Annotated in this window: 20 protein-coding genes; 8 read left to right on the forward strand and 12 right to left on the reverse strand. The window is 61.7% G+C overall.

Annotation, left to right across the window (positions count from 1 at the left end; translation table 11 throughout):
• Positions 1 to 4: 4 nt before the first annotated feature.
• The gene (locus AB7813_RS24905) at positions 5 to 226 is read right to left on the reverse strand and encodes a hypothetical protein (protein ID WP_175368792.1); all 222 of its coding nucleotides are present in this window, start codon (positions 224 to 226) and stop codon (positions 5 to 7) included.
• Between the two features lie 320 nt (positions 227 to 546).
• On the opposite strand from AB7813_RS24905, the gene AB7813_RS24910 reads away from it, so the two are divergent.
• Positions 547 to 1425: a UPF0104 family protein gene (locus AB7813_RS24910; RefSeq protein ID WP_175368793.1), complete on the forward strand. Its 879-nt coding sequence runs from the start codon at positions 547 to 549 to the stop codon at positions 1423 to 1425.
• A gap of 1 nt (position 1426) precedes the next feature.
• Here the strand turns inward: AB7813_RS24910 and AB7813_RS24915 are convergent, their stop codons facing one another.
• Positions 1427 to 2119, reverse strand: coding sequence for a class I SAM-dependent methyltransferase (locus AB7813_RS24915; RefSeq protein ID WP_441228637.1), 693 nt, complete (start codon positions 2117 to 2119; stop codon positions 1427 to 1429).
• A 169-nt stretch (positions 2120 to 2288) separates the two neighbouring features.
• Between AB7813_RS24915 and AB7813_RS24920 the strand changes: the two genes are divergently transcribed.
• Entirely contained in the window at positions 2289 to 3497 is a 1209-nt protein-coding gene (locus AB7813_RS24920) for a DUF3419 family protein (RefSeq protein ID WP_441228638.1), read from the forward strand.
• A 163-nt stretch (positions 3498 to 3660) separates the two neighbouring features.
• Here the strand turns inward: AB7813_RS24920 and AB7813_RS24925 are convergent, their stop codons facing one another.
• The 6 genes from AB7813_RS24925 to AB7813_RS24950 all read right to left on the reverse strand — a co-directional run bounded on the left by AB7813_RS24925 (position 3661) and on the right by AB7813_RS24950 (position 9138).
• Positions 3661 to 4368 carry an ABC transporter ATP-binding protein gene (locus tag AB7813_RS24925; RefSeq protein WP_441228639.1) on the reverse strand — a complete coding sequence of 236 codons (708 nt, stop codon included), beginning with the start codon at positions 4366 to 4368 and terminating at the stop codon, positions 3661 to 3663.
• A complete protein-coding gene (locus tag AB7813_RS24930) occupies positions 4355 to 5098 on the reverse strand; it encodes an ABC transporter ATP-binding protein (RefSeq protein WP_439086428.1) in 744 nt (247 codons plus the stop codon). Before AB7813_RS24930 ends, AB7813_RS24925 begins: the two co-directional genes overlap by 14 nt.
• A complete protein-coding gene (locus AB7813_RS24935) occupies positions 5095 to 6024 on the reverse strand; it encodes a branched-chain amino acid ABC transporter permease (protein ID WP_441228640.1) in 930 nt (309 codons plus the stop codon). The genes AB7813_RS24930 and AB7813_RS24935 overlap by 4 nt, the downstream gene beginning before the upstream one ends.
• Position 6025: 1 nt before the next feature.
• A complete protein-coding gene (locus AB7813_RS24940; protein ID WP_068733337.1) occupies positions 6026 to 6880 on the reverse strand; it encodes a branched-chain amino acid ABC transporter permease in 855 nt (284 codons plus the stop codon).
• A 128-nt stretch (positions 6881 to 7008) separates the two neighbouring features.
• On the reverse strand, positions 7009 to 8232 hold the full coding sequence (locus AB7813_RS24945) for an ABC transporter substrate-binding protein (RefSeq protein ID WP_441228641.1): 1224 nt from the start codon (positions 8230 to 8232) through the stop codon (positions 7009 to 7011).
• 498 nt (positions 8233 to 8730) lie between these two features.
• Complete coding sequence (locus AB7813_RS24950) at positions 8731 to 9138, reverse strand: hypothetical protein (protein ID WP_441228642.1); 408 nt, start codon at positions 9136 to 9138, stop codon at positions 8731 to 8733.
• A gap of 227 nt (positions 9139 to 9365) precedes the next feature.
• Between AB7813_RS24950 and AB7813_RS24955 the strand changes: the two genes are divergently transcribed.
• Positions 9366 to 9752 carry a hypothetical protein gene (locus tag AB7813_RS24955; protein ID WP_441228643.1) on the forward strand — a complete coding sequence of 129 codons (387 nt, stop codon included), beginning with the start codon at positions 9366 to 9368 and terminating at the stop codon, positions 9750 to 9752.
• Between the two features lie 55 nt (positions 9753 to 9807).
• Here AB7813_RS24955 and AB7813_RS24960 read toward each other — a convergent pair whose 3' ends face one another.
• The 4 genes from AB7813_RS24960 to AB7813_RS24975 all read right to left on the reverse strand — a co-directional run bounded on the left by AB7813_RS24960 (position 9808) and on the right by AB7813_RS24975 (position 14292).
• Entirely contained in the window at positions 9808 to 11097 is a 1290-nt protein-coding gene (locus tag AB7813_RS24960; RefSeq protein WP_175368797.1) for an ArgE/DapE family deacylase, read from the reverse strand.
• 27 nt (positions 11098 to 11124) lie between these two features.
• Positions 11125 to 12402 carry a 4-aminobutyrate--2-oxoglutarate transaminase gene (gabT, locus tag AB7813_RS24965; protein WP_441228644.1) on the reverse strand — a complete coding sequence of 426 codons (1278 nt, stop codon included), beginning with the start codon at positions 12400 to 12402 and terminating at the stop codon, positions 11125 to 11127.
• Between the two features lie 169 nt (positions 12403 to 12571).
• Positions 12572 to 13597: a histone deacetylase family protein gene (locus tag AB7813_RS24970; protein ID WP_441228645.1), complete on the reverse strand. Its 1026-nt coding sequence runs from the start codon at positions 13595 to 13597 to the stop codon at positions 12572 to 12574.
• On the reverse strand, positions 13594 to 14292 hold the full coding sequence (locus AB7813_RS24975; RefSeq protein WP_441228646.1) for a GntR family transcriptional regulator: 699 nt from the start codon (positions 14290 to 14292) through the stop codon (positions 13594 to 13596). Before AB7813_RS24975 ends, AB7813_RS24970 begins: the two co-directional genes overlap by 4 nt.
• A gap of 138 nt (positions 14293 to 14430) precedes the next feature.
• On the opposite strand from AB7813_RS24975, the gene AB7813_RS24980 reads away from it, so the two are divergent.
• The 5 genes from AB7813_RS24980 to AB7813_RS25000 all read left to right on the forward strand — a co-directional run bounded on the left by AB7813_RS24980 (position 14431) and on the right by AB7813_RS25000 (position 20329).
• Positions 14431 to 15204, forward strand: coding sequence for a class II aldolase/adducin family protein (locus AB7813_RS24980; protein ID WP_439062705.1), 774 nt, complete (start codon positions 14431 to 14433; stop codon positions 15202 to 15204).
• Between the two features lie 66 nt (positions 15205 to 15270).
• The gene (locus AB7813_RS24985; protein WP_441228647.1) at positions 15271 to 16818 is read left to right on the forward strand and encodes an ABC transporter substrate-binding protein; all 1548 of its coding nucleotides are present in this window, start codon (positions 15271 to 15273) and stop codon (positions 16816 to 16818) included.
• Between the two features lie 84 nt (positions 16819 to 16902).
• The gene (locus AB7813_RS24990) at positions 16903 to 17874 is read left to right on the forward strand and encodes an ABC transporter permease (RefSeq protein WP_120288470.1); all 972 of its coding nucleotides are present in this window, start codon (positions 16903 to 16905) and stop codon (positions 17872 to 17874) included.
• Positions 17871 to 18710 (forward strand): ABC transporter permease, encoded by an 840-nt coding sequence (locus AB7813_RS24995; RefSeq protein WP_093759485.1) that lies wholly within the window; start codon positions 17871 to 17873, stop codon positions 18708 to 18710. The genes AB7813_RS24990 and AB7813_RS24995 overlap by 4 nt, the downstream gene beginning before the upstream one ends.
• A complete protein-coding gene (locus AB7813_RS25000) occupies positions 18710 to 20329 on the forward strand; it encodes an ABC transporter ATP-binding protein (RefSeq protein WP_441228648.1) in 1620 nt (539 codons plus the stop codon). Before AB7813_RS24995 ends, AB7813_RS25000 begins: the two co-directional genes overlap by 1 nt.
• The last annotated feature ends 13 nt before the right edge of the window (positions 20330 to 20342 follow it).

Raw genomic sequence — 20342 nt, forward strand, 5'->3', positions numbered from 1 at the left:
CGGCTCAGGCTGCCAGATCCCACAGTCGCGGACAGCCGCGCAGAACCACGGCGCGGCCCGTGGGTGTCAGCGCCGGATCGGTGTCCGATAGCGCAACCAGTCCCATCGCAACCAGCTGATCGAGAACGTAACGGTTCAGCTTGGCCGGTGGCAGGATCGCGGGGCGAAGCCTCCGCAATGTGTCCCACTGGTTTTCGGTGAGCTGATATTCGGTCTCGGTCGACATGGTGTCCTGCTTGGATGAATCAGTGCATTCAGTGCGTATGGCTTACGGAACCCGCATGACCTTGATGCGACATCGCGGGGGCGAAATCTGGAAATCACCGGATTGTTGGGCGGCGCCAAAACGCTGCTTTTGCGCAGCTGTCACATGGACGTGCAACAGAACGCGCGAACACATGCGCGAATCACGGCGTGCTCAGACCTAATGAAAAGTAGAACAATGTGCCACCCGCATTGAAAAATATCATGCAGCTGATGCGTACGCGCCTCAGCTGGAGGTGGCTTGGCGCGCTCCTTAGCATAGCAATTGCTACGATTGCGTTTATGGCGCTGACCAAGGCGCTCAAGGGCGTGGATTTCGCCCACGTGCTGTCTGCCATGCACATGGTACCGCCAAGCAGCATCGCACTCTCGCTGGTGTTGGTGGCGATCTCCTATGGCAGCCTGACGCTGTATGACTGGCTGGCGCTGCAGATGATCGGGCGGGGGGACATTCCCTTCAGGATTGCAGCGCTGGCCAATTTCACCAGCTATCCGATTTCGCACGGAACCGGCGCAGTGCTGCTGGTGTCATCGGCCGTGCGCTACCGGATCTATGCACCGCACGGCATCGGCCCCGCCGGCGTCGCCCGCATCTGCTTTCTCACCGGCCTGACCTTCTGGCTCGGCAATCTCACCGCGCTGGCGCTCAGCACCCTGCACGAGCCGGGCGCCATCAGCCGGATCGATCAGCTTTCGCCCGAAATCAACCGTTTCATCGCGGTGGCAATTCTCGTGGGTATCATCGCTTATGTCGGCTGGACGTGGAACGGTATGCGGACACTCGGCGGTCGCACCTGGTCGGTGCCGGTGCCGAGCGGGCGCAACGTGTTCTTTCAGATCGGCATCGGGCTCGTCGATCTCGGCGCGGCGGCACTGGCGATGTATGTGCTGATCCCGGAGACGATGGATGTTGGCGTCGCGCAGGTGATCGTCGTCTTCATCGCCGCGACGCTATTGGGATTCGCCAGTCATGCACCCGCCGGCATCGGCGTGTTCGATGCAACGATCTTGGTCGGGCTTGGCGGCGAACATACCGAGCAGCTGCTGGCTGTGCTGCTGCTGTTCCGGCTGTTCTATCACCTGATTCCGTTCGTGCTGTCGCTGACGCTGTTCGGCGCCGTTGAAGCCTACCGGAATGTCAACAGACGCAAGCTGGCCTGAATTACGTCGGCAGCGTCAACACCGCAGACTGCGCGTAGCCGCGGAACGGGCGATTGAAATCGAGATTGGCGTGATGACGCTCGGCGAGCGCCTTCAGCACATCGAGAAGCTCGCGGCGCGGCGTCACGTCGAACAGTGTCAGCCAGTGCAACAGCAGCTTGCTCGCGATCTTCGGTAACCGCTCCTGATGGCCGAAATCGACGATGTGTAGTCGCCCGCCAGGCTTGAGCTGCGATACGGCGTGGTCGAGCACATCCTGCCAGCTCGGGATCATCGAGAGGCTGTAGGAAATCATGACGTGATCGAATGACGGAACGGCGAAAATGCGCGACGGATCGAAATTCGTTGCATCGCCGTGGGCGACGCGGACGGTATCCGTGAGGTCGTTGCGTGCAATGGACGCGATGGCCGTGGTCAGCATCTCGGTCGAAATATCGATGCCGTAGAATACCGCTTGCGGATATCTGCGGGCAGCCTGAACGAGATTGCGGCCGGTACCGCAGCCGATCTCCAGCACCGTCGCGCCCGGCGCAGGCACGAGTTCTGCGATGAGCTGATCGCGGCCGAGAAGATAGTACCGGCGCGTCGCGTCATAGATGAAGCGCTGCCAGCGATACATCCGGTTCATGCGATGCGTGGCTTCGTTCGACCACGCGGGCTGACCGCCGTCTTCGTATTCGGAGACAATCGTCATGGCGCACCTCATCGCATCCGGATGAGCGATCCATTTCATCGCAACAAGACAACGGTGTGACAGTGGTTTTGTCGCGGGAAGCCGCCGAAATTTAGAATGACTGTCGCAAAACCGCAGTCTGCGCTTGATAAAAATTTCAGATTGTCGATTCGAAGGGTCCAAGAAGCCGATGAATACGCATCTGATCGCCGACGCCGTTCGCAATAGCCGTGGTCGCGAAGAAACGACGATCTGGGACAGGCTGTTCGCCTTCTGGTTCCGCCGGCTGGTCTATACCCAGATCTGGGAAGATCCCGAAGCCGACATGGCGGCGCTGAAGCTGGTGCCCGGTTCGACGATTGTCACCATCTCCAGCGGCGGCTGTAATGCGCTGTCCTATCTCTCGGCGAAGCCCGAGCATGTCTATGCGGTCGATCTGAATGAAGCGCATCTGTCGCTGCTGAAGCTGAAGCTCGCAGGCCTGCGCGCACTGCCGAACTATCAGGATTTCTGGAAATTCTTCGGCGAAGGCGCATCCGATAGCAATGTGGGCCTCTATCGCGAGCGGCTGCGGCCGCTGCTCGATGCCGAAGCGCGCGGCTATTGGGACGAGCGCGATATTCAGGGCCGCCCGCGTTACGGTTACTTCAGCGACGGCTTCTACCGCCACGGCGCGCTCGGCCGCTTCATCGGCTTTGCGCACACCCTGGCGAAACTTGCCCGCATCGATCTCAAGGCGTTGTTGCACGAGGACAAGCAGTCGCCGGCACGCAAGCGCGCGCTGGAACGCCTGCACTGGCTATTCCATTCACGGCTCGCGCGCTTGATGACGAAAACGCCCGCTCTGCTATTCAGCCTCGGCATCCCGCCGCAGCAGCGCACGCTGCTGGGCGGCAACCAGCCGCTGAACGAAGTGCTGCATCAACGCTTGCTCGCCCTGGTCGACGTGCATCCGAACGCCAACAACTATTTTGCCTGGCAGGCGCTGAGCCGCAGCTATGTCGGCCCTGGCGATAAATGCCTGCCGTTGTACCTGCAGCAGAGCCGTTACGCGGACACCGCCAGCCGCGCCGCTCTGGTCACGCCGGTGCATGCCAATCTGCGTGTGTTCCTGGAGAGCCTTCCGGCTCGCCAGATCGACGCGGTTGTGCTCTTGGATTCGCAGGACTGGATGGCGCCGGATGAAATCCGTGCGCTGTGGGATGCGATCGACCGCGCCGGCAAGGACGGCATCCGGGTGATCTTCCGCACCGCCGGCGCCGAGTCGCCGCTGGACGATCCGGAACATGCATCGCTGCGCGAGACGTGGCAGCGCGATGAGGCGCGCAGCGCCCAAGGTCTGGCTGCGGATCGTTCGGGCATCTATGGCGGGTTTCATCTGTATACGCGGAAGGCGTAAGCGCGTTACTCGCGGAAATCTCAGCCCGTCGTCCCCGCGAAAGCGGGGACCCATACACGCTTGAGACTTGGATTGAGTAAGATAGTCGTAGCTCTGCCGCCTAAACGAAGCCAACCGTGATTATGGATCCCCGCCTTCGCGGGGACGACATGAGAGTACTTGACTACACCCCCAGATAAATCTGCTGGATATACTTGTCGCCAGCGATCTCCGCGGACGTTCCCTCACGGATCGTCCGTCCATGCTCCAGCACATAAATTCGATCCGCAATCCGCAGCGTCGATGTCGCGTCCTGTTCGACGATCAGGATGGCGGTGCCGTCTTTCCTGATCTGCTGGATCGAGTCGAAGATCAGCCCCTTCAGCCGCGGCGCGATGCCGACGGATGGTTCATCCAGCAGCAGCAATTCCGGCCGGCCCATCAGCGCGCGGCCGATGGCCACCATCTGCTGTTCTCCGCCGGACAATGTGCTGGACTGCTGCCATTGCCGTTCGCGCAGTACCGGGAATAGCGTGAAGACGCGCTCCAGGTCCTTCTCGACGTCGGCGTTGTTCTTGCGGAGGTAGGCGCCGAGTTGCAGGTTCTTTAGCACCGACAATTCCGAGAACAGTTTTCGCCCCTCGGGACAGTGGCAAATGCCCTTGGCGACGACGTTATATGGCTCGATCGGATGCAGCGACGCATCCTTGAAGTTCAACGTGCCCTGCGAGGCGATGCTGCGCGAGATGGCCTTCAGCAGTGTGGTCTTGCCGGCGCCGTTGGGGCCGAGCACGCCAATGAGTTCGCCCTTCTCGACCCTGATCGAGACGGATTCGATGGCCAGGGCCTTGCCGTAGCTGACCTTGAGATCGGCGACTTCAAGCAGAGGCATGGGCGTCCTCCGTCTTGCCGATATAGGCTTCGATCACCTTCTCGTTCTTCACGATTTCTTCTGGTGGACCGACGGCGATGATCTCGCCGAAATTCATCGCGATCACGCGCGACACCAGCGCCATGAATTCGCGCAGCTTGTGTTCGATCAGCAAAATAGTGAGGTTCTCCTCGCGATGCAGTCGACGGATCAGCTGTGCCAGTTGTTCGATCTCGCTGCTGCCAAGCCCTGCGAAGGGCTCGTCGAGCAGCAGCAGGTCCGGCCGGGTCGCCAGCGCGCGGGCGATTTCGAGCCGCCGCAGGTCGCCGTAAGGCAGCGTCTCCACCGGCTCCTTGTCACGGCCGCCAAGGCCGACCTGTCCCAGCAGATAGCTGGCGCGCGCCTCCTTGTCCTTGTCCTCACTGGCGCGCGGCGACATGCAGGCCACCAGCACGTTCTCCAGCAGGTTCATGCCGACGAATGGCCGGGTGAGCTGGAAGGTGCGGGCCATGCCGCGATTGACCACCTTGTAAGGCGCGAGTTCTCGGACGAGATCGCCGTTGAAATGGATCGTGCCTGATGTCGGCTGCATGAAGCCGGTGAGGATGTTGAACAGTGTCGTCTTGCCGGCACCGTTGGGACCAAGAATCCCGGTGAATTCGCCTTTCTTCAGCGTAAAGCTGGCGTTCTTGACGGCGGTGAGGCCGCCGAAGCGCTTGGTCACGCCGTTGACTTCGAGAAGGTCAGTCATCGCAGGCGCTCCGTCAGCCGGCGCCAGAGCGGCGCGATCAGTCCATTGGGCAGGAAGAACAGGATCAGCATCAGGGTCAGTGTGTAGATCCACAGCCGGTATTCGCCGAAGCCGCGCAGCATCTCGGTGAGCAACGTCAGGAGGATCGCGGCCACTGCGGCGCCATAGATAGAGCCGATGCCGCCGACATAGACCATGATGATGACCGTGATCGACACGACCACCGAGAACAGCGGCGGGGACACCTGAAGCTGGTAGTGTGCATAGAGCGCGCCCCCCAGACCGGCAAAGCCGGCCGAGATCATCAGCGACACGATCTTGTAGAAGGTGACATTGATGCCCGCGGCCTGACAGGTCGCCTCATCTCCGCGAATGGCGCGCAGCAGCAGGCCCCAATGCGACCGCGCCAGCAGCGTCAGCGCGATCACGGTGACCGCGAGAATCGCCAGCACGAACCAGTAGTAATGCAGCGGATTTTTCATCAGGGGATCGAGGCCGTAGATGCCTTCCTCGCCGCCGGTATATTCCCAGAAGATCAGACACAGCCGCTGCAGGATCGCCGAGGCGGACAGCATCGCCAGCGCGAAATAAGGCCCACGCAGCCGCAGCGTCGGGAAGCCGACCAGCAGGCTGAAGGCGATGGCGATCACGACGCCGAGCGGCAGGCTGACCCAGGGATTTGTCGACCAGATCGAGGACAGGAAGCCCGCGGTATAGGCGCCGGCGCCGATGAACAGTGAGTGGCCGAAATTCTCGCGCCCGGTGAGGCCGGACATGAAATCCCAGCTTGAGGCCCAGATGCCGTAGATCACGCAGACGGTGAGCACGCCGGTGAGATAGTTGCTGGCGGCGAACATGGGCAGCAGCGCGAGGAAGGCGACGACGAGGATGCCGCCTGCGATGTCGATGGGGGCGATGCGTTTCATGTCAGAATGCCGCCCGTCGCCCAAGGAGTCCTGACGGGCGTATCATCAGCGTGACGACGACCGCGACCAGCGACACCAGCTCCGTCCATGATGTTGAAATCAGATAGGCGACGATGGTCTCGGAATAGCCGAGGATCAGCGAGGCGATGATGCTGCCGGGGATCGAGCCAAGCCCGCCGACGATGACGATGGCGAAGGCCTTCACCATCGGCAGCAGGCCCATGGTGGGCTGCACCGTGAGGAAGGGCGACACCAGCACGCCGGCGAGCGCCGCGGTGCCGGCGGAGATCGCCATCACGATGGAGAAAATGCGGTTGGTCGGGATGCCCATATATTGCGCGGCTTCCGGATCCTGCGATACCGCGAGGATGGCCGCGCCGAGACGCGTGCGCTGGATGAACAGCCAGAGGCCGAGCAGCACGAGGACACCGGCGACAAGGGCGAGCAAGCGCTGGCCGGAAATATCGACGCCGCCGATTGATAGCTTGTCAGCAACGAATGAGGGGACGTTGCGATATTCGGAGCCGAAGGTGATGAACAGCGCCTGTTCGACCGCGAGTGAGACCGCGAGGGTAATCATTAGTACTGCAAGCTGAGACGAGCGCAGCGGACGCACCAGAAAACGCTCCATCACCACGCCGAAGCCGGCGACGATCAATACCGCCAGCGGGGCTGCGATAAAGAGCGGAACGCCGAGCAGCGAGGTGAGGACATAGGCCGCATAGGCACCGAGTGCGTAGAACGAGCCATGGGCGAGATTGAGGATGCGGGCGACGCCGAAGATCAGGGTGAAACCAACGGCCAGCATCGCATAGATGGCGCTGGAGACCGCGCCGTAGATCAGAATCTGAAGCATGAGAACCCGCTGTTGAAGACCGGACGGCGGAGGGCGAACTTCTTCGGGCTCGCTTCTCCCGTTTTCCGGCCGGCGAGGGATCGCCGGCCGCGCGGTTACGCTGCGGTCAGATGACCGCCATCAACAAATCAGTTGCTCATCCAGGGCGGCGCGATCATCGGGCCGGTTGCGGCTTCCTTGGGCCAGACCACGACGCGGGCGCCGTCCTTCTGCCACTGCACGAACAGCAGGTTCTGCAGTCCAGGGCCGGTCTTCACGTCGTGTACTTCGTCGAACACCAGCTTGCCGGCGATGCCGACATGGTCGGTCTTCTCCAGCTCCTTGATGACAGCGTCGGGTTCGATGGAATTGGCGCGCTTCACGGCATCGGCATAGACATAGACCGCGTCATAGGCGCCGATGCCGGTATAGACGGGGGCGGTGCCGAAGCGCTTCACGAATTCATCCCAGAACGGAATGGTCTTCGGGGTAAGCGGCGCGCGAATGGCGAACATGCCGACGGTTTCGGCATTGGCCTTGCCGCTGACGCGCGTGAAGAAGTCGGCATCCTGGCTCTTCACGTCGATGCCGCCGATCGGAATCGGCACCTGAGCGTCATGCCACTGCTTGACGAAGATGTCCGAGGAGGCGTGCGAGAGCACGACGATCAGATACTGCGCGCCTGAATTTTTCACCTTGGCGAACAGCGGCGAGAAGTCGGAGGTCGAGGTGTCGAAGAACTCGGCAAGCGTCACGTCGGTGCCGCCGTCGGTCGCGCCCTTCTTCAGGATCGGCACGAGATCCTGCACCCATTTGGCGTTTTCGCCGACGATGGCGATCTTCTTCAGGCCCATCTCGCCTTTCAGCTTGCCGTTGATGAAGTCGACCAGCGCGCGCGCCTGATGCGCCGCGTTGATGGGGAAGGCGCGGAAGATATATTTGTAGTTCTCATAGTCGGTCTTCACCTTTGCGGTGATGGCCGGGGAGGCGGCGCCGACGCCGATATAGATCGTCTTGGCATTGGAAATATGCGGCAGCTGAGCCAGCGTCACGCCTGACGTATAGCCGCCGATCAGCACGTTGACCTTGTCGTCCGCCGTGAGCTTCTTGATCGCAGCAATGCCCTGTTCGGGATTCTCGGTCTCGTCGGCGACGACCATTTCGAGCTTGCGTCCGAGCAATCCCCCCTTGGCATTGATCTCTTCGATGGCCAGCTTGGCGGCGTTCTGGGTGTCGCGGCCGACCTGCAGCTGGACCGAAGTCGGAATACCGATCTTGATCGGCGCTTGCTGGGCAGATGTTGGAGCAGTGGAAGCAAGGGCGCCAGCAACAATCATACTCGCAGCCGCAAGCGGCCTCAGAAATGAGTCCATGGTGTCTCTCCCTAGAGGCATCTGGGTCGTTGCCCGATGCTTTTTTGTGTGATCTCAGACTGCCAAGTGCGGCGAGAGCAAGTCAAGGAAGATTGCGCGCAGCAACACCGTGTCGCGGATTAATTGCGAGCATTCACAAAGCGCTTCTTGTTGCGACGCGATGACTGCTTGCATGACATGTAACGATGCTGCGGCGCGAGTGGCACATTGCAAGTTGCGAGCAGGTGCAACATGCGCATTCTCAAGTGGCCGAGTTGGGAGGTGGCGTTGGGTACAGCCGGGATTGCCAAGGGGTGGGACCGCCGACGCAGGTAATAACGGCGGTCCCGTGCCGTGCATTGAAATTCGGGGTTGGAAAGCGACTTCCGCACCCCACTGCGCGACGCGATCGACGCTATCCCAGTCGGGTTTTGTCGCAACTTAAACCAAATCTTAACCTAACCGATTAGGCTTACCTGGCCGGCTTTTCGAACATTTTTAGTAAAGGTGGAGAATAATCTACTCCGCAGCCCGGGCCAGTAGCGTGATGTCGTTGGCATTGGCGCAATAGTTCTCGTAATTCGCGGCCGCCGTCTTGGCTGCGAGGTCGGCACCGCAGGCCCGCTTGTGCGCGCAACTGGCGCAGGCGTGGCGCATCTCCATCATGTCAGGCGGCCGGATCTTGGCAATGGCGGCCTCCTCAAAACCGAGCGCACGGAGCATCTGCGGCAATTCCTCCGCACCGTTCACGCCTCTGCGCACGATCGTATCGAGATCGCTTGGCGCGAGGCCAAGCTCATGGGCCATGCGTCTGAACTCGCTGCTGTCGAGCGCGCCGAGTTCGTTGAGCTGGCGGCGCTGGATCAACCAGTCGCCAATGCGTTCGATGAGATTGCTGATGACGGGATAGGGCTGGACGGATGTCATGGCGGTCTCCGCTGCTGAAATGATTGAGCGGAGGGTCGGCGCAGCGGCGCGGAGTCGCATTGCGCTGGATCAATCGGCGGGTGCGCCATGGACGGTTAGTCTTACCGCCAGAAATGCCTGCGCCGCAGGCGCTTTCCGGGAAACTCGAGGCTGGATTCAACGTTATCCATGCTTAACTTAGAGACATTGTTAGTCCAGAAGCCGGGAACCGGCCTCAGGAGGCGTAAATGCGTTGCAAGCGTTTGAGTATGATTGCGGCCGGCGTCAGTCTTCTGGCGTGCGTCAGTGCTGCGCAAGCGGACACATACAAGCCCGGCGAGTTCTTGCTGCTCGACCTGCAGAAGGCTGTGCTATCGCCGAAACTGCTGGGCCCGCCCGCGTCATTCGAGCAGGTGCAGATCCAGGCCAAGGCCGATGCGAAGGCGAATGTGAAAGCCGACCCGGCGAAGGCAGCGCCGCGCGTTGCGCGTACGCAGGCTGTGAAGCCAGTGGCGCAGCGCGCTGCGCAGAAGAAGGTCGTTCGTCGCGGCAATCCGTTGGATTCCAATGCGGCGGACACGCGGGTGCAGGTCTGGCCGTGCCGCACAGGCGGCATCTGTAGCTGGCAGAAATGAAAAGGCGGCGGATTGCTCCGCCGCCCATTCGGTCTTCAGGCTGAGGCCTGAATGATCAGGCCTTGATCTCTTCCACGCCGCACCATTCGGCGATGAACAGCGCCAGCGCCGTCGTCGTCTTCTTCAGCGAGGGCAGGTTGACGCCTTCGTCGAAGCCGTGGACGCCGCGCGAAATGCAGCCGTAGTTCAGCGTCGGCACATTGTCGAACAGCGCGTAGACGCGGCTGTCGAGATAGGCGAGCGAGATTTCCGGCTTGGGCTTCTGGCCGAACACCGCTTCATGCGCCGCGGCCAGCGTGGCTTCTGCATCAGATCCCGGCTTGAGTTCGTAGCCTTCGGCCTGGAAGCCGTTGAAGGTCACGGTCGGCGGGATGTTCGACAGGAACGGATCCTGATGTGCGAAGGCGGCGACGCAGTCGGTGATCTCCTTCTTCGCTGCTTCGGCTGTCTTGCCGGGCAGCAACGAGATGCGGAAGTCCACCTTGCACCAGGCCGGGACCGATGACGCCCAGTCGCCGCCGGCGATCTTGCCGATGTTCAGGTTGACCGGCTTCTCGATGTTCTTGAAGTGCTCGTGCTGGTCCTTGGTCGCATTCCACTTGGCTTCCAGCTTGCGCAATTCGCCGATGATGCGATAGGCGCCGTCGATGGCGTTGGCCCCGGTGCCCATGCGCTGCACATGCACCGGCACGCCGCGGACTTCGACCTGGAACCAGACGACGCCGATATTGGCGCGCGTGATCGTCTCATGCGACGGCTCCGACACCACCACGGCGTCGGCCTTGTAGCCGCGCAGATGCGTCATCAGCGCGCCGTCGCCGGTGGACTCCTCTTCCACCACCGACTGCAGATAGACCGTTGCCGCTGGCTGCAGGCCGAGGCTCTTGAGTGCATCGAGCGCGAAGATGTTGGAGGCGCAGCCGGCCTTCATGTCGCCGGCGCCGCGGCCCTGCATCCAGTCGCCCTGGATCACGGGGTCGTAAGGCGGCGTGGTCCACATGTCGTGGGGACCTTCCGGCACCACGTCGACATGGCCCTGCATGATCAGCGAGCGGCCTTTCTCCTCGCGCGGATAATGCGTGCCGACCACGATCGGCGCAGTCGAATGCAGGTCGTCCCAGGCGCCGGCGCCGGGATGATGGCCGAGCGCGGCGCGATCCATCTCGAAGCGCTCCATCTTGTAGCCGCGCGTTTTCATGGCGCGGAACATGAAGTCCTGCATCGTGTGTTCGTTGCCGCGGGTCGAGACGTGGCGCACCATGTCCTGGGTGAACTTCACCTGGGCATCGAAGCCCTTGTCGACGGCAGCGATGATCTTGTCGCGAAGTGCGGGATCGAGAGCCATTTGTTTTTCCTTTTCTTGTGAGAGGGCTCAGGCAGTCAGCGCGCGTTCGAGCTTGTCCATGCCTTCGTCGAGGATTTCGTCCTGGGCGGTCAGCGGAACGAGCACGCGGATGGTGTTGAAGTTAACGCCGCAGGACAGCAGGATCAGACCTTCTTCGGTGGCCTTCTGCGTCACCTTCTTGGTCAGTTCCGCGTCCGGCGTGTCCGAGCCGCGTTCCTTGACGATGTCGAAGGCGATCATGGCGCCGACATTGCGGATGCTGGCGATCGGCACGAGATCGTTACGCTGCTGCATCTTCTTCAGGCGCGTGGTGATGCGCTCGCCGATATGGTTGGCGCGGTCGACCAACTTCTCTTTCTCGAACACGTCGAGCACGGCCATCGCTGCGGCAATCGCCAGCGGGTTGCCGGCATAGGTGCCGCCGAGGCCGCCCGGATCGGCAGCGTCCATGATCTTCGCCTTGCCGATCACGCCCGACAGCGGGAAGCCGCCGGCGAGGCTCTTCGCCACGGTGATGAGGTCGGGCTTCACGTCGTAATGTTCCATCGCGAACATCTTGCCGGTGCGGCCGTAACCGGTCTGCACTTCGTCGGCGATGAAGACGATTCCATTCTCGTCGCAGATCTTGCGCAGCGCGCGCATCAGTTCCGGCGGGGCCTGATGGAAGCCGCCTTCGCCCTGCACGGGCTCGATGATGATGGCCGCGACGCGGGCCGGATCGATGTCGGCCTTGAACAGGAAGCTGAGATACTTCAGCGATTCCTCAACGGTGACATCTAGCGGCGCGGCCGGGAACGGCACGTGCCAGACTTCCGGCATGGCGCCGCCAAAGCCCTTCTTGTAGGGGAACACCTTGCCGGTCATGGTCATGGTCATGTGGGTGCGACCATGGAAACCGCCGGTGAAGGCGATCACGCCGGCGCGGCCGGTAGCGGCGCGGGCCATCTTGATGGCGTTCTCGGTCGCTTCGGCGCCGGTGGTGAAGAATGCGGTCTTGGCGGCGCCGTCGATCGGCGCCAGCTTGTTCAGGCGCTCGGCGAGGGTCACGTAGGATTCATACAGCAACACCTGGAAGCAGGTGTGGGTGAAGTTCTCCATCTGCGCACGCACGGCGGCCATGATGGTCGGGTGGCAGTGGCCGGTGTTGAGCACGGCGATGCCGCCGGCGAAGTCGACATAGCGCTTGCCTTCGACGTCCCAGACTTCGGCATTCAGCGCGCGCTGCGCCGAGATCGGAGTGGAATGGCCGATGCCGCGTGGAACGGCGGCTTCGCGGCGCGCGAAGATTTCTGCATTGGTCGACATTCGAGTTTGTCCTTCGAGTTTTCTTGGGTGTTGTTGGTGAGTGAGTGTGGGTATGCCGTAGGATGGGTAGAGCGCAGCGAAACCCATCACCTCTGTGAATGCGAATGATGGGTTTCGCGAAGACGCTCTACCCATCCTACGAATGACGAGGTGATTGTGCTCACATTCATCACCGCGCGGCTTCGAAACCGGCGAGGGTCGAGGTGAGGTTGGCGCCCAGGATGTCGGAGAGATATCCGCCTTCCTGAACGAGGACAGTGGGCAGGCCCATGCGCGCAACGGCTTCGCCGATGCGCTTGAAGCCCGGGGTGGTGACTTTCAGGGCCGCCAGCGGATCGTGTTCGGAGGCGTCGAGGCCGAGGGCGAGAACCAGAGCTGTTGGTGCAAACGACTTGATGGTCTTCTCGGCGACAGTAAGCGCGTCGATGAAGCCGTCATCGCCGGTGCCGAGCGCGAGCGGGATGTTGAGATTGGTGCCGAGGCCGTTGCCTTCGCCCTTCTCATGGGCATAGCCCCAGACGAAGGGGTAGTAACCGACGGGATCGGCATGGATCGACACCGTCAGCACGTCCGGACGCGCATAGAAGATGCCCTGCGTGCCGTTGCCGTGATGCACGTCGACATCGAGGATGGCGACGCGCTCATGCTTGGTGCGCAGATGCTCGGCGGCGATCGCCGAATTATTCATGAAGCAGAAGCCGCCGGCCATGTCGCGATAGGCGTGGTGGCCGGGTGGGCGGCAGAGTGCATAGACGGCGTCCTCACCGTCCATCACCATCTGCGCCGCGGTAACGGCGACATCGGTGGAAGCGCAGGCACCAAGCCAGGTGCCAGGACCGATCGGCGCTGCGGTATCCGCGGTGTGCCAGCCGAGCTTGCCGGTGATGTGGGTGGGATAGCTGCCTGCCACGCGGTTCGGATGGATATTGGCGATCATCTCCGGGCCGTAGTCCGGCAACTTGATCCATTCCTCCCATGCGCCTTCGAGGAAGCGCAGATATTCCGGCGAGTGCACGCGGGCACGTGGGCCCTGGCCGAATTCGGTCGGCGCGACGATCGTATGCTTTCCGTCGGCGAGACCCTTCAGCAAGCGCTCGGCGCGCTCCGGCTGCTCGGTGGTTTTACGGACCTGACCGCGCACCAGAAAGAACTGCGGATCATGGCTCTTGTGCTTGTCGGAATACACTGCCTTCACGTGGCGGCTCCATTCGTTGAGGAGGGAAGTTCGCGGACCAGCTTGCCGACTTCGCGCCAGGCAGCGCCGATGTGATAGTCGATCCGCGCGGTGATGATGTCGGGATGACCCTGTTCGAGCACTTCCAGCAGTGCCTCATGGGTCTGCGCAATACGGTGCGGATCGTCATAGAGCCGGCCGATCAGGCCGATCGTCATGCGCAGTTCCGAAGAGAGATCGTCGAACAATCGCAACAGGCGCTTGCTGCCGGCGATTTCGCAGATCATGCGGTGAAATTTGTAGTCTTCCTCGATCTGTCGCGCATGATCGTCGATCGCGGCAGTCTCATGCATGACGTCGATCTGCCGGCGCAGCATGTCGCGATTGGCAGGCGTCATGTTCTTGGAGGCCAGCACGCCGGCATGACATTCGACGCAAATGCGCAGGTCGTAGACCTCGTCGATATCCGTCGCTTCGAGCTTGCGGACAAAGAAGCCACGGCGCGGATGCGAGACCAGCAGGCCCTGTTGCTCGAGCAGCCGTGCAGCCTCGCGGACAGGAGCGCGGCTGACGCCGAGCTCGCGGGCAATGCCGGCTTCGACGACTTTGGCGCCAGGCAGCAGCTGCCCCTTGATGATGGCCTGGGTCAGGATGCGTGTGACCTGCCCGACAAGATCGGTGTCGGCGAGGGCGGTCAGACCAACTGGAGGAGACATCAAACGCATGCGGGGGACCCGTTTCTTCCCCTGTACAAGAATTAATCGTCGATTGTCGACAGTTTAATCTTGCGAGCTGCCATGCGATTGTGTTTCCTGCCCGCACCTTAAAAAAAGCCGGGAACCGCGCCTGTGAATATGCATGCAAACATTACGCCGACCCTCGATGCCGCCAAGCAGGTTCGTATCGATCTTGCTGCGGCCTATCGTCTGATCCATCGCCTCGGCCTCGATGACAGCATTTACACGCATATTTCGGTGCGCGTCCCCGGCACCCAGGACCGCTTCCTGATTAATCCCTATGGCATGCGCTTCGAGGAAGTGACGGCCGGCAACCTCGTCACCGTCGACGTCGACGGTAAAGTTGTCGACGATCCGCTCGGCCTCGGCATCAATCCGGCCGGCTTCACCATTCACAGCGCCGTTCACGCTGCGCGCCACGATGCGCAGTGCGTGCTGCATACGCATACCGTTGCCGGTGTTGCCGTGTCATGCCTGAAGGACGGTCTGCAGCCGCTGAACCAGTGGTCGATGCAGTTCACCGATCGCATCGCCTATCATGACTTCGAAGGCATCGCGCTGGACCTGTCCGAGCGTGAGCGCCTGGTCGCCGATCTCGGCGACAAGATGGTTCTCATCCTGCGCAATCACGGCCTGCTCACCTGCGGCCGCTCGGTCGGTGAGGCCTTCAAGCTGATGTTCAATATGGAGCGCTCCTGCCGCGCGCAGCTCGCGATTCTTTCAACCGGCGCAGAAGTCATTCGCCCGTCCCACGCCATTGCCGCACACACCGCCGGCCAGTATGACCGCGGTTACGACAAGGTGCATGGCACCGAAGGCGGCAAGCCGGACAGCGAGTGGGAAGCGTTCAAGCGCATGCTCGATCGCACGGACGCCGATTACAAGAATTGATCCGACTTCCGCTACACATCGTCAACTGATCTGGGTTACGTGCCAGCCGGCACTAAGGGGAAAGATATGTTGAAGAAATTTGTACTGGCTTTGGCCCTGAGCACCGTGAGTACAATGGCGCTCGCGCAGGAACCGAAGATGGGCGGCACCATCAATGCGGTGATCCAGCCTGAGCCGCCGGGCCTGATGCTCGCACTCGTCCAGAACGGCCCGACGCAGATGGTCTCGGGCAACATCTATGAAGGCCTGCTGCGCTACAGCAAGACACTGGAGCCACAGCCTGGTCTCGCCGAGAGCTGGACCATCAGCCCGGATGCGAAAACCTACACGTTCAAGCTCAAGCAGGGCGTGACCTGGCATGACGGCAAGCCGTTCACCGCTGCCGACGTGCTGTTCTCCATCGAGACGCTGAAGGTGACCCACGCGCGTGCGCGCAACAACCTCGTGCAGCTCGACAAGGTCGAAGCGCCGGACGATTACACCGTCGTCTTCACGCTGAAACAGCCCTTTGGCCCCTTCATCGGCATCTTCGAAGTCGGCTCGATGCCGATCATCCCGAAGCACATCTATGAAGGCTCCGACGTCAAGACCAATCCGGCGAACAATACGCCGATCGGTACTGGCCCGTTCATGTTCAAGGAATGGAAGAAGGGCTCATTCATCCAGCTGGTGAAGAACCCGAACTACCACGTCAAGGGCAAGCCCTATATCGACGGCATCTACTGGCAGATCATTCCGGACGCCGCTGCGCGTTCGGTGGCCTACGAGACCGGCAAGGTTGATGTGCTGCCCGGCGGTTCGATCGAGAACTTTGACGTACCGCGCGTCAGCAAGCTGCCGAACACCTGCGTCACCGGCGACGGCTGGGAGTTCTTCTCGCCGATGGCCTGGATGTGGCTCAACAACCGCACCCCAGTGCTCGCCAACAAGAAGGTTCGTCAGGCGATCATGTATGCGGTGGACCGCGAATTCGCCAGGGACGTGATCTGGAACGGCCTCGGCAAGGTGGCTACCGGCCCGTCCTCGTCGGCGATCAAGTTCTACACCGACAACGTGCACAAGTACCCGTACGATCCGGCCAAGGCCAAGGCGCTGCTGAAGGAAGCCGGCTACAAGGGCGAGAAGGTCCGCCTGATGCCGCTGCCTTACGGCGAAACCTGGTCTCGTTGGGGTGAAGCTGTGAAGCAGAACCTCGTCGACGTCGGCATGAATATCGAGACCATCGCCACCGACGTGCCTGGTTCGAACCAGAAGAACATGGAGTGGGATTACGATATCTCCTTCACCTATCTCTATCAGTACGGCGATCCGGCGCTCGGCGTTGGCCGCAACTACGTGACGAGCGCAATCGCCAAGGGCCAGCTCTTCAACAACCTCGAGGGCTATTCCAATCCTGAGGTCGACAAGCTGTTCGAAGAGGGCGCCGTCGCCACGCCGGATTCGAAGCGCAAGGAAATCTACGAGAAGGTCCAGAAGATTCTCGTCGAGGATGTGCCTGTTGCCTGGCAGCTTGAACTGCAGTTCCCGACCATCACCAACTGCAAGATCAAGAACCTGATCACGACCGGTATCGGCGTCAATGACGGCTTCCGCGACGCCTGGATCGACAAGTAAGCTTTCAGCCTGATGCCCGTGACGATCTCTGTGATCGTCACGGGTTTTCTTTGTGTACTCTGACCTGAATGCGATGGACCTCTGATGCTGTCATTCGTTGCCCAGAGGATCGTGAAGGGCGTGTTCGTCCTGCTTGCGATCATCGTGATGAACTTCTTCCTGATCCGCCTTGCGCCCGGCGATCCCGCAGCGGTGATGGCCGGTGAGGCCGGCGCCAGCGATGAGCAATTCGTCCAGCAGCTGCGCGAAAAGTTCTCACTGGACAAACCGCTGCCGGAGCAGCTGTTCATTTACGTGAAGGGTGTCGTCACCCTCGACCTCGGTTTCTCGTTCCGCCAGCAGATGCCGGTCGCGAAGCTGATCGCCGAGCGTCTGCCGGCGACGCTGCTGCTGACGCTGACGGCGTTCGGCATATCGCTGTTACTGGGCATCACATTCGGTACGCTGGCCGCGAGATTTGCGGGGACATGGGCGGACACTGCCATCACTGTCTCGGCGCTGCTGTTCTATGCCACGCCGATCTTCTGGGTCGCGCTGATGTCGATCCTGCTGTTTTCGGTCTATCTCGGCTGGCTGCCGAGCTTCGGCTACGAGACCGTCGGTGGAAACTTTACCGGATGGGCACATGTGAAAGACGTGGCTCTGCATCTGGTGATGCCGGCCATGACCATCGGCCTGTTCTTCATGGCGACCTATACGCGGATGACGCGCGCCTCGATGCTTGAGGTCAAGCGGCTGGATTTCGTCAAGACCGCCCGCGCCAAGGGCCTGCGCGACAACATCATCCAGCGCCGCCACGTACTGCGCAACGCGCTGCTGCCGGTGGTGACACTGGCCGGCGTCCATTCCGGTACGCTGGTCGGCGGCGCCGTGCTCACCGAGACGGTGTTTGCATGGCCCGGCATCGGCCGGCTGCTCTATGAGGCACTCTTGCAACGCGATTATAACCTTCTGCTCGGCGTCTTCGTGGTCTGCTCGGCGATGGTCCTGATCTTCAACCTCGTCACCGACCTCGTTTATCGACTGGTCGATCCACGCATCGAGTTTGCATCATGAAGAAGTTCTGGAAATTGATGCTGCGCAATCCCGGCGGCGTTATCGGTCTGGTCATCATCACGCTTGCGATTTTCGTCGCGCTGTTCGGGCAGATGATCTTCCCGACCTCGCCCTGGCGCATGGTGCAGCGGCCGTTCCTGCCGCCCTTCACCAATCCCATGGTGACCCTCGGCACCGATGCGCTGGGCCGCGACGTGTTCGCCGGCCTGATCTACGGCGCACGCGTGTCGTTGCTCGTCGGTCTCGTCTCGACCACGGTGGCGCTGACCATCGGCGTGCCGCTCGGCGCCATCGCCGGTTATTTCGGCGGCAAGGTCGACGACGCCCTGATGCGCTTCACCGAGTTCTTCCAGACCATTCCGAGCTTCCCGCTGGCCATTGTGCTCGTGGCGATCCTGCAGCCGTCGATCTATTCCATCGTTGGTTCCATCGCCATCGTCTCGTGGCCGCCGGTGGCGCGTCTGGTACGCGGCGAGGTGCTGTCGCTGCGCACGCGCGAATATGTCCAGGCGGCCATCGTGACCGGCCAGAGCAATACCTGGATCATCTCGCGCGAGATTTTGCCGAATGCGCTGTCGCCGGTGATCGTGCTGGCGTCGCTGATGGTGGCCAATGCGATCCTGCTGGAATCCTCGCTGTCGTTCCTCGGCCTCGGCGATCCCAACCTGATGTCCTGGGGCTACATGGTCGGCGCGGGCCGGACGGTGATCCGTCAAGCCTGGTGGATCACGGTCTTCCCCGGCGTCGCCATCCTGATTTCGGTGCTCGGCATGAACCTGATCGGCGAAGGCCTCAACGATGCGCTCAATCCGCGCCTGGCGAAGGATAGCCGCTGATGACCGCTACCCCCGCCGTTTCCATCAAGAACCTGAAGATTGCTTTGCCGAAGAGCGCCGAACGCCCTTATGCGGTCGATGGCGTCTCCATCGATCTCATTCCCGGTGAGATCGTCTGCGTCGTCGGCGAATCCGGTTCCGGCAAATCCATGTGCGCGCACGCGCTGATGGGCCTGTTGCCGGATACGGTGAAGACCGAGACCGGCGAAGTTCTGTTCGAGGGGCAGAATCTCTTGAAGCTGGACGAAAGCGGCTGGCGCGAAGTGCGCGGCCGCGGCATCGCCATGGTGTTCCAGGAGCCGATGACCGCGCTCAATCCGCTGATGCGGATTGGCGAGCAGATGATGGAAATGTTCGAGGCGCATAATCTTTTGACGCCGAAGGAGCGCCGCGCCAAGGCCCTCAGCCTCGCCAAGGAAGTCGGTCTGCCCGATCCAGAGCGCATCATCCGCGCCTATCCGCACCAGCTCTCCGGTGGTCAGCGCCAGCGTGCGATGATCGCCATGGCACTTGCGCTCGAACCATCGGTGCTCGTCGCCGACGAGCCGACCACGGCACTCGACGTCACTACCCAGGCTCAGATCCTCAAGCTGATCCGCAATCTGCAGCGCAGCCGCAACATGGCGGTGATGTTCATCACCCACGATTTCGGCGTCGTTGCCGATATCGCCGATCGTGTCGTGGTGTTGCGCCATGGCAAGATCGTGGAAGAAGGCTCGATCGACGCCGTCTTCAGGAATCCGCAGCACGATTACACCAAGGCGCTTCTCGCTGCCGTGCCGTCGATGCATCCGCCGGTGCGCGCGTCGCTGGATGAAAATGCGAAGGCTGTCGAGGTCATCGGCCTCGACAAGACCTATGTGACCTCGGGCGGCTGGTTCAAGCCGGATCGCCGCGTGCAGGCGGCGAACGAAGTCACGTTCTCCATCATGCAGGGCGAGACCGTCGGCCTGGTCGGCGAGTCCGGTTCGGGCAAATCGTCAGTGGCGCGTCTGGTGATGCGTCTGATCGAGGCCGACCGCGGCACCGTGCGCATCGGGGATATCGATCTCACGGCCCTCGAAGGCAAGGCGCTGCGCGCGCAGCGCCACCGCATCCAGATGATCTTTCAGGACCCGTTCGCCTCGCTCAATCCGCGTCGCCGGGTTGGCCAGATCATCACCGATGGCCCGATCGCTCGCGGCACCGATCCCAAAGTCGCGATGCAGCGTGCGCGTGATCTGCTCGGGATGGTCGGACTCGATGCCGGCTCGCTCGATCGTTATCCGCATGAGTTCTCCGGCGGCCAGCGCCAGCGTCTCGGCATCGCCCGCGCGCTTGCGATGGATCCCGAGATCATCGTCGCCGACGAAGCCGTCTCCGCGCTCGACGTCTCCGTGCAGGCGCAGGTGCTGAAGCTGCTGGAAGACCTCAAGGCCCGCCTTGGTCTCTCGATGCTGTTCATCACCCACGACCTTCGTGTCGCCGCACAGATCTGCGATCGCATCGCGGTGATGCAGCGCGGTGTGATCGTCGAGCTGAAGCCGACGGCGCAACTGTTTGCGGCGCCGGAACATCCCTACACCCGCGAATTGCTCGGCGCCGTCCCCGGCCAGAGTTCGCCATCCCAGGCCGCCTGACCTTATGCCGACG

The sequence above is a fragment of the Tardiphaga sp. 20_F10_N6_6 genome (genome assembly GCF_052076045.1).
Taxonomy (GTDB): Bacteria; Pseudomonadota; Alphaproteobacteria; order Rhizobiales; family Xanthobacteraceae; genus Tardiphaga; species Tardiphaga robiniae.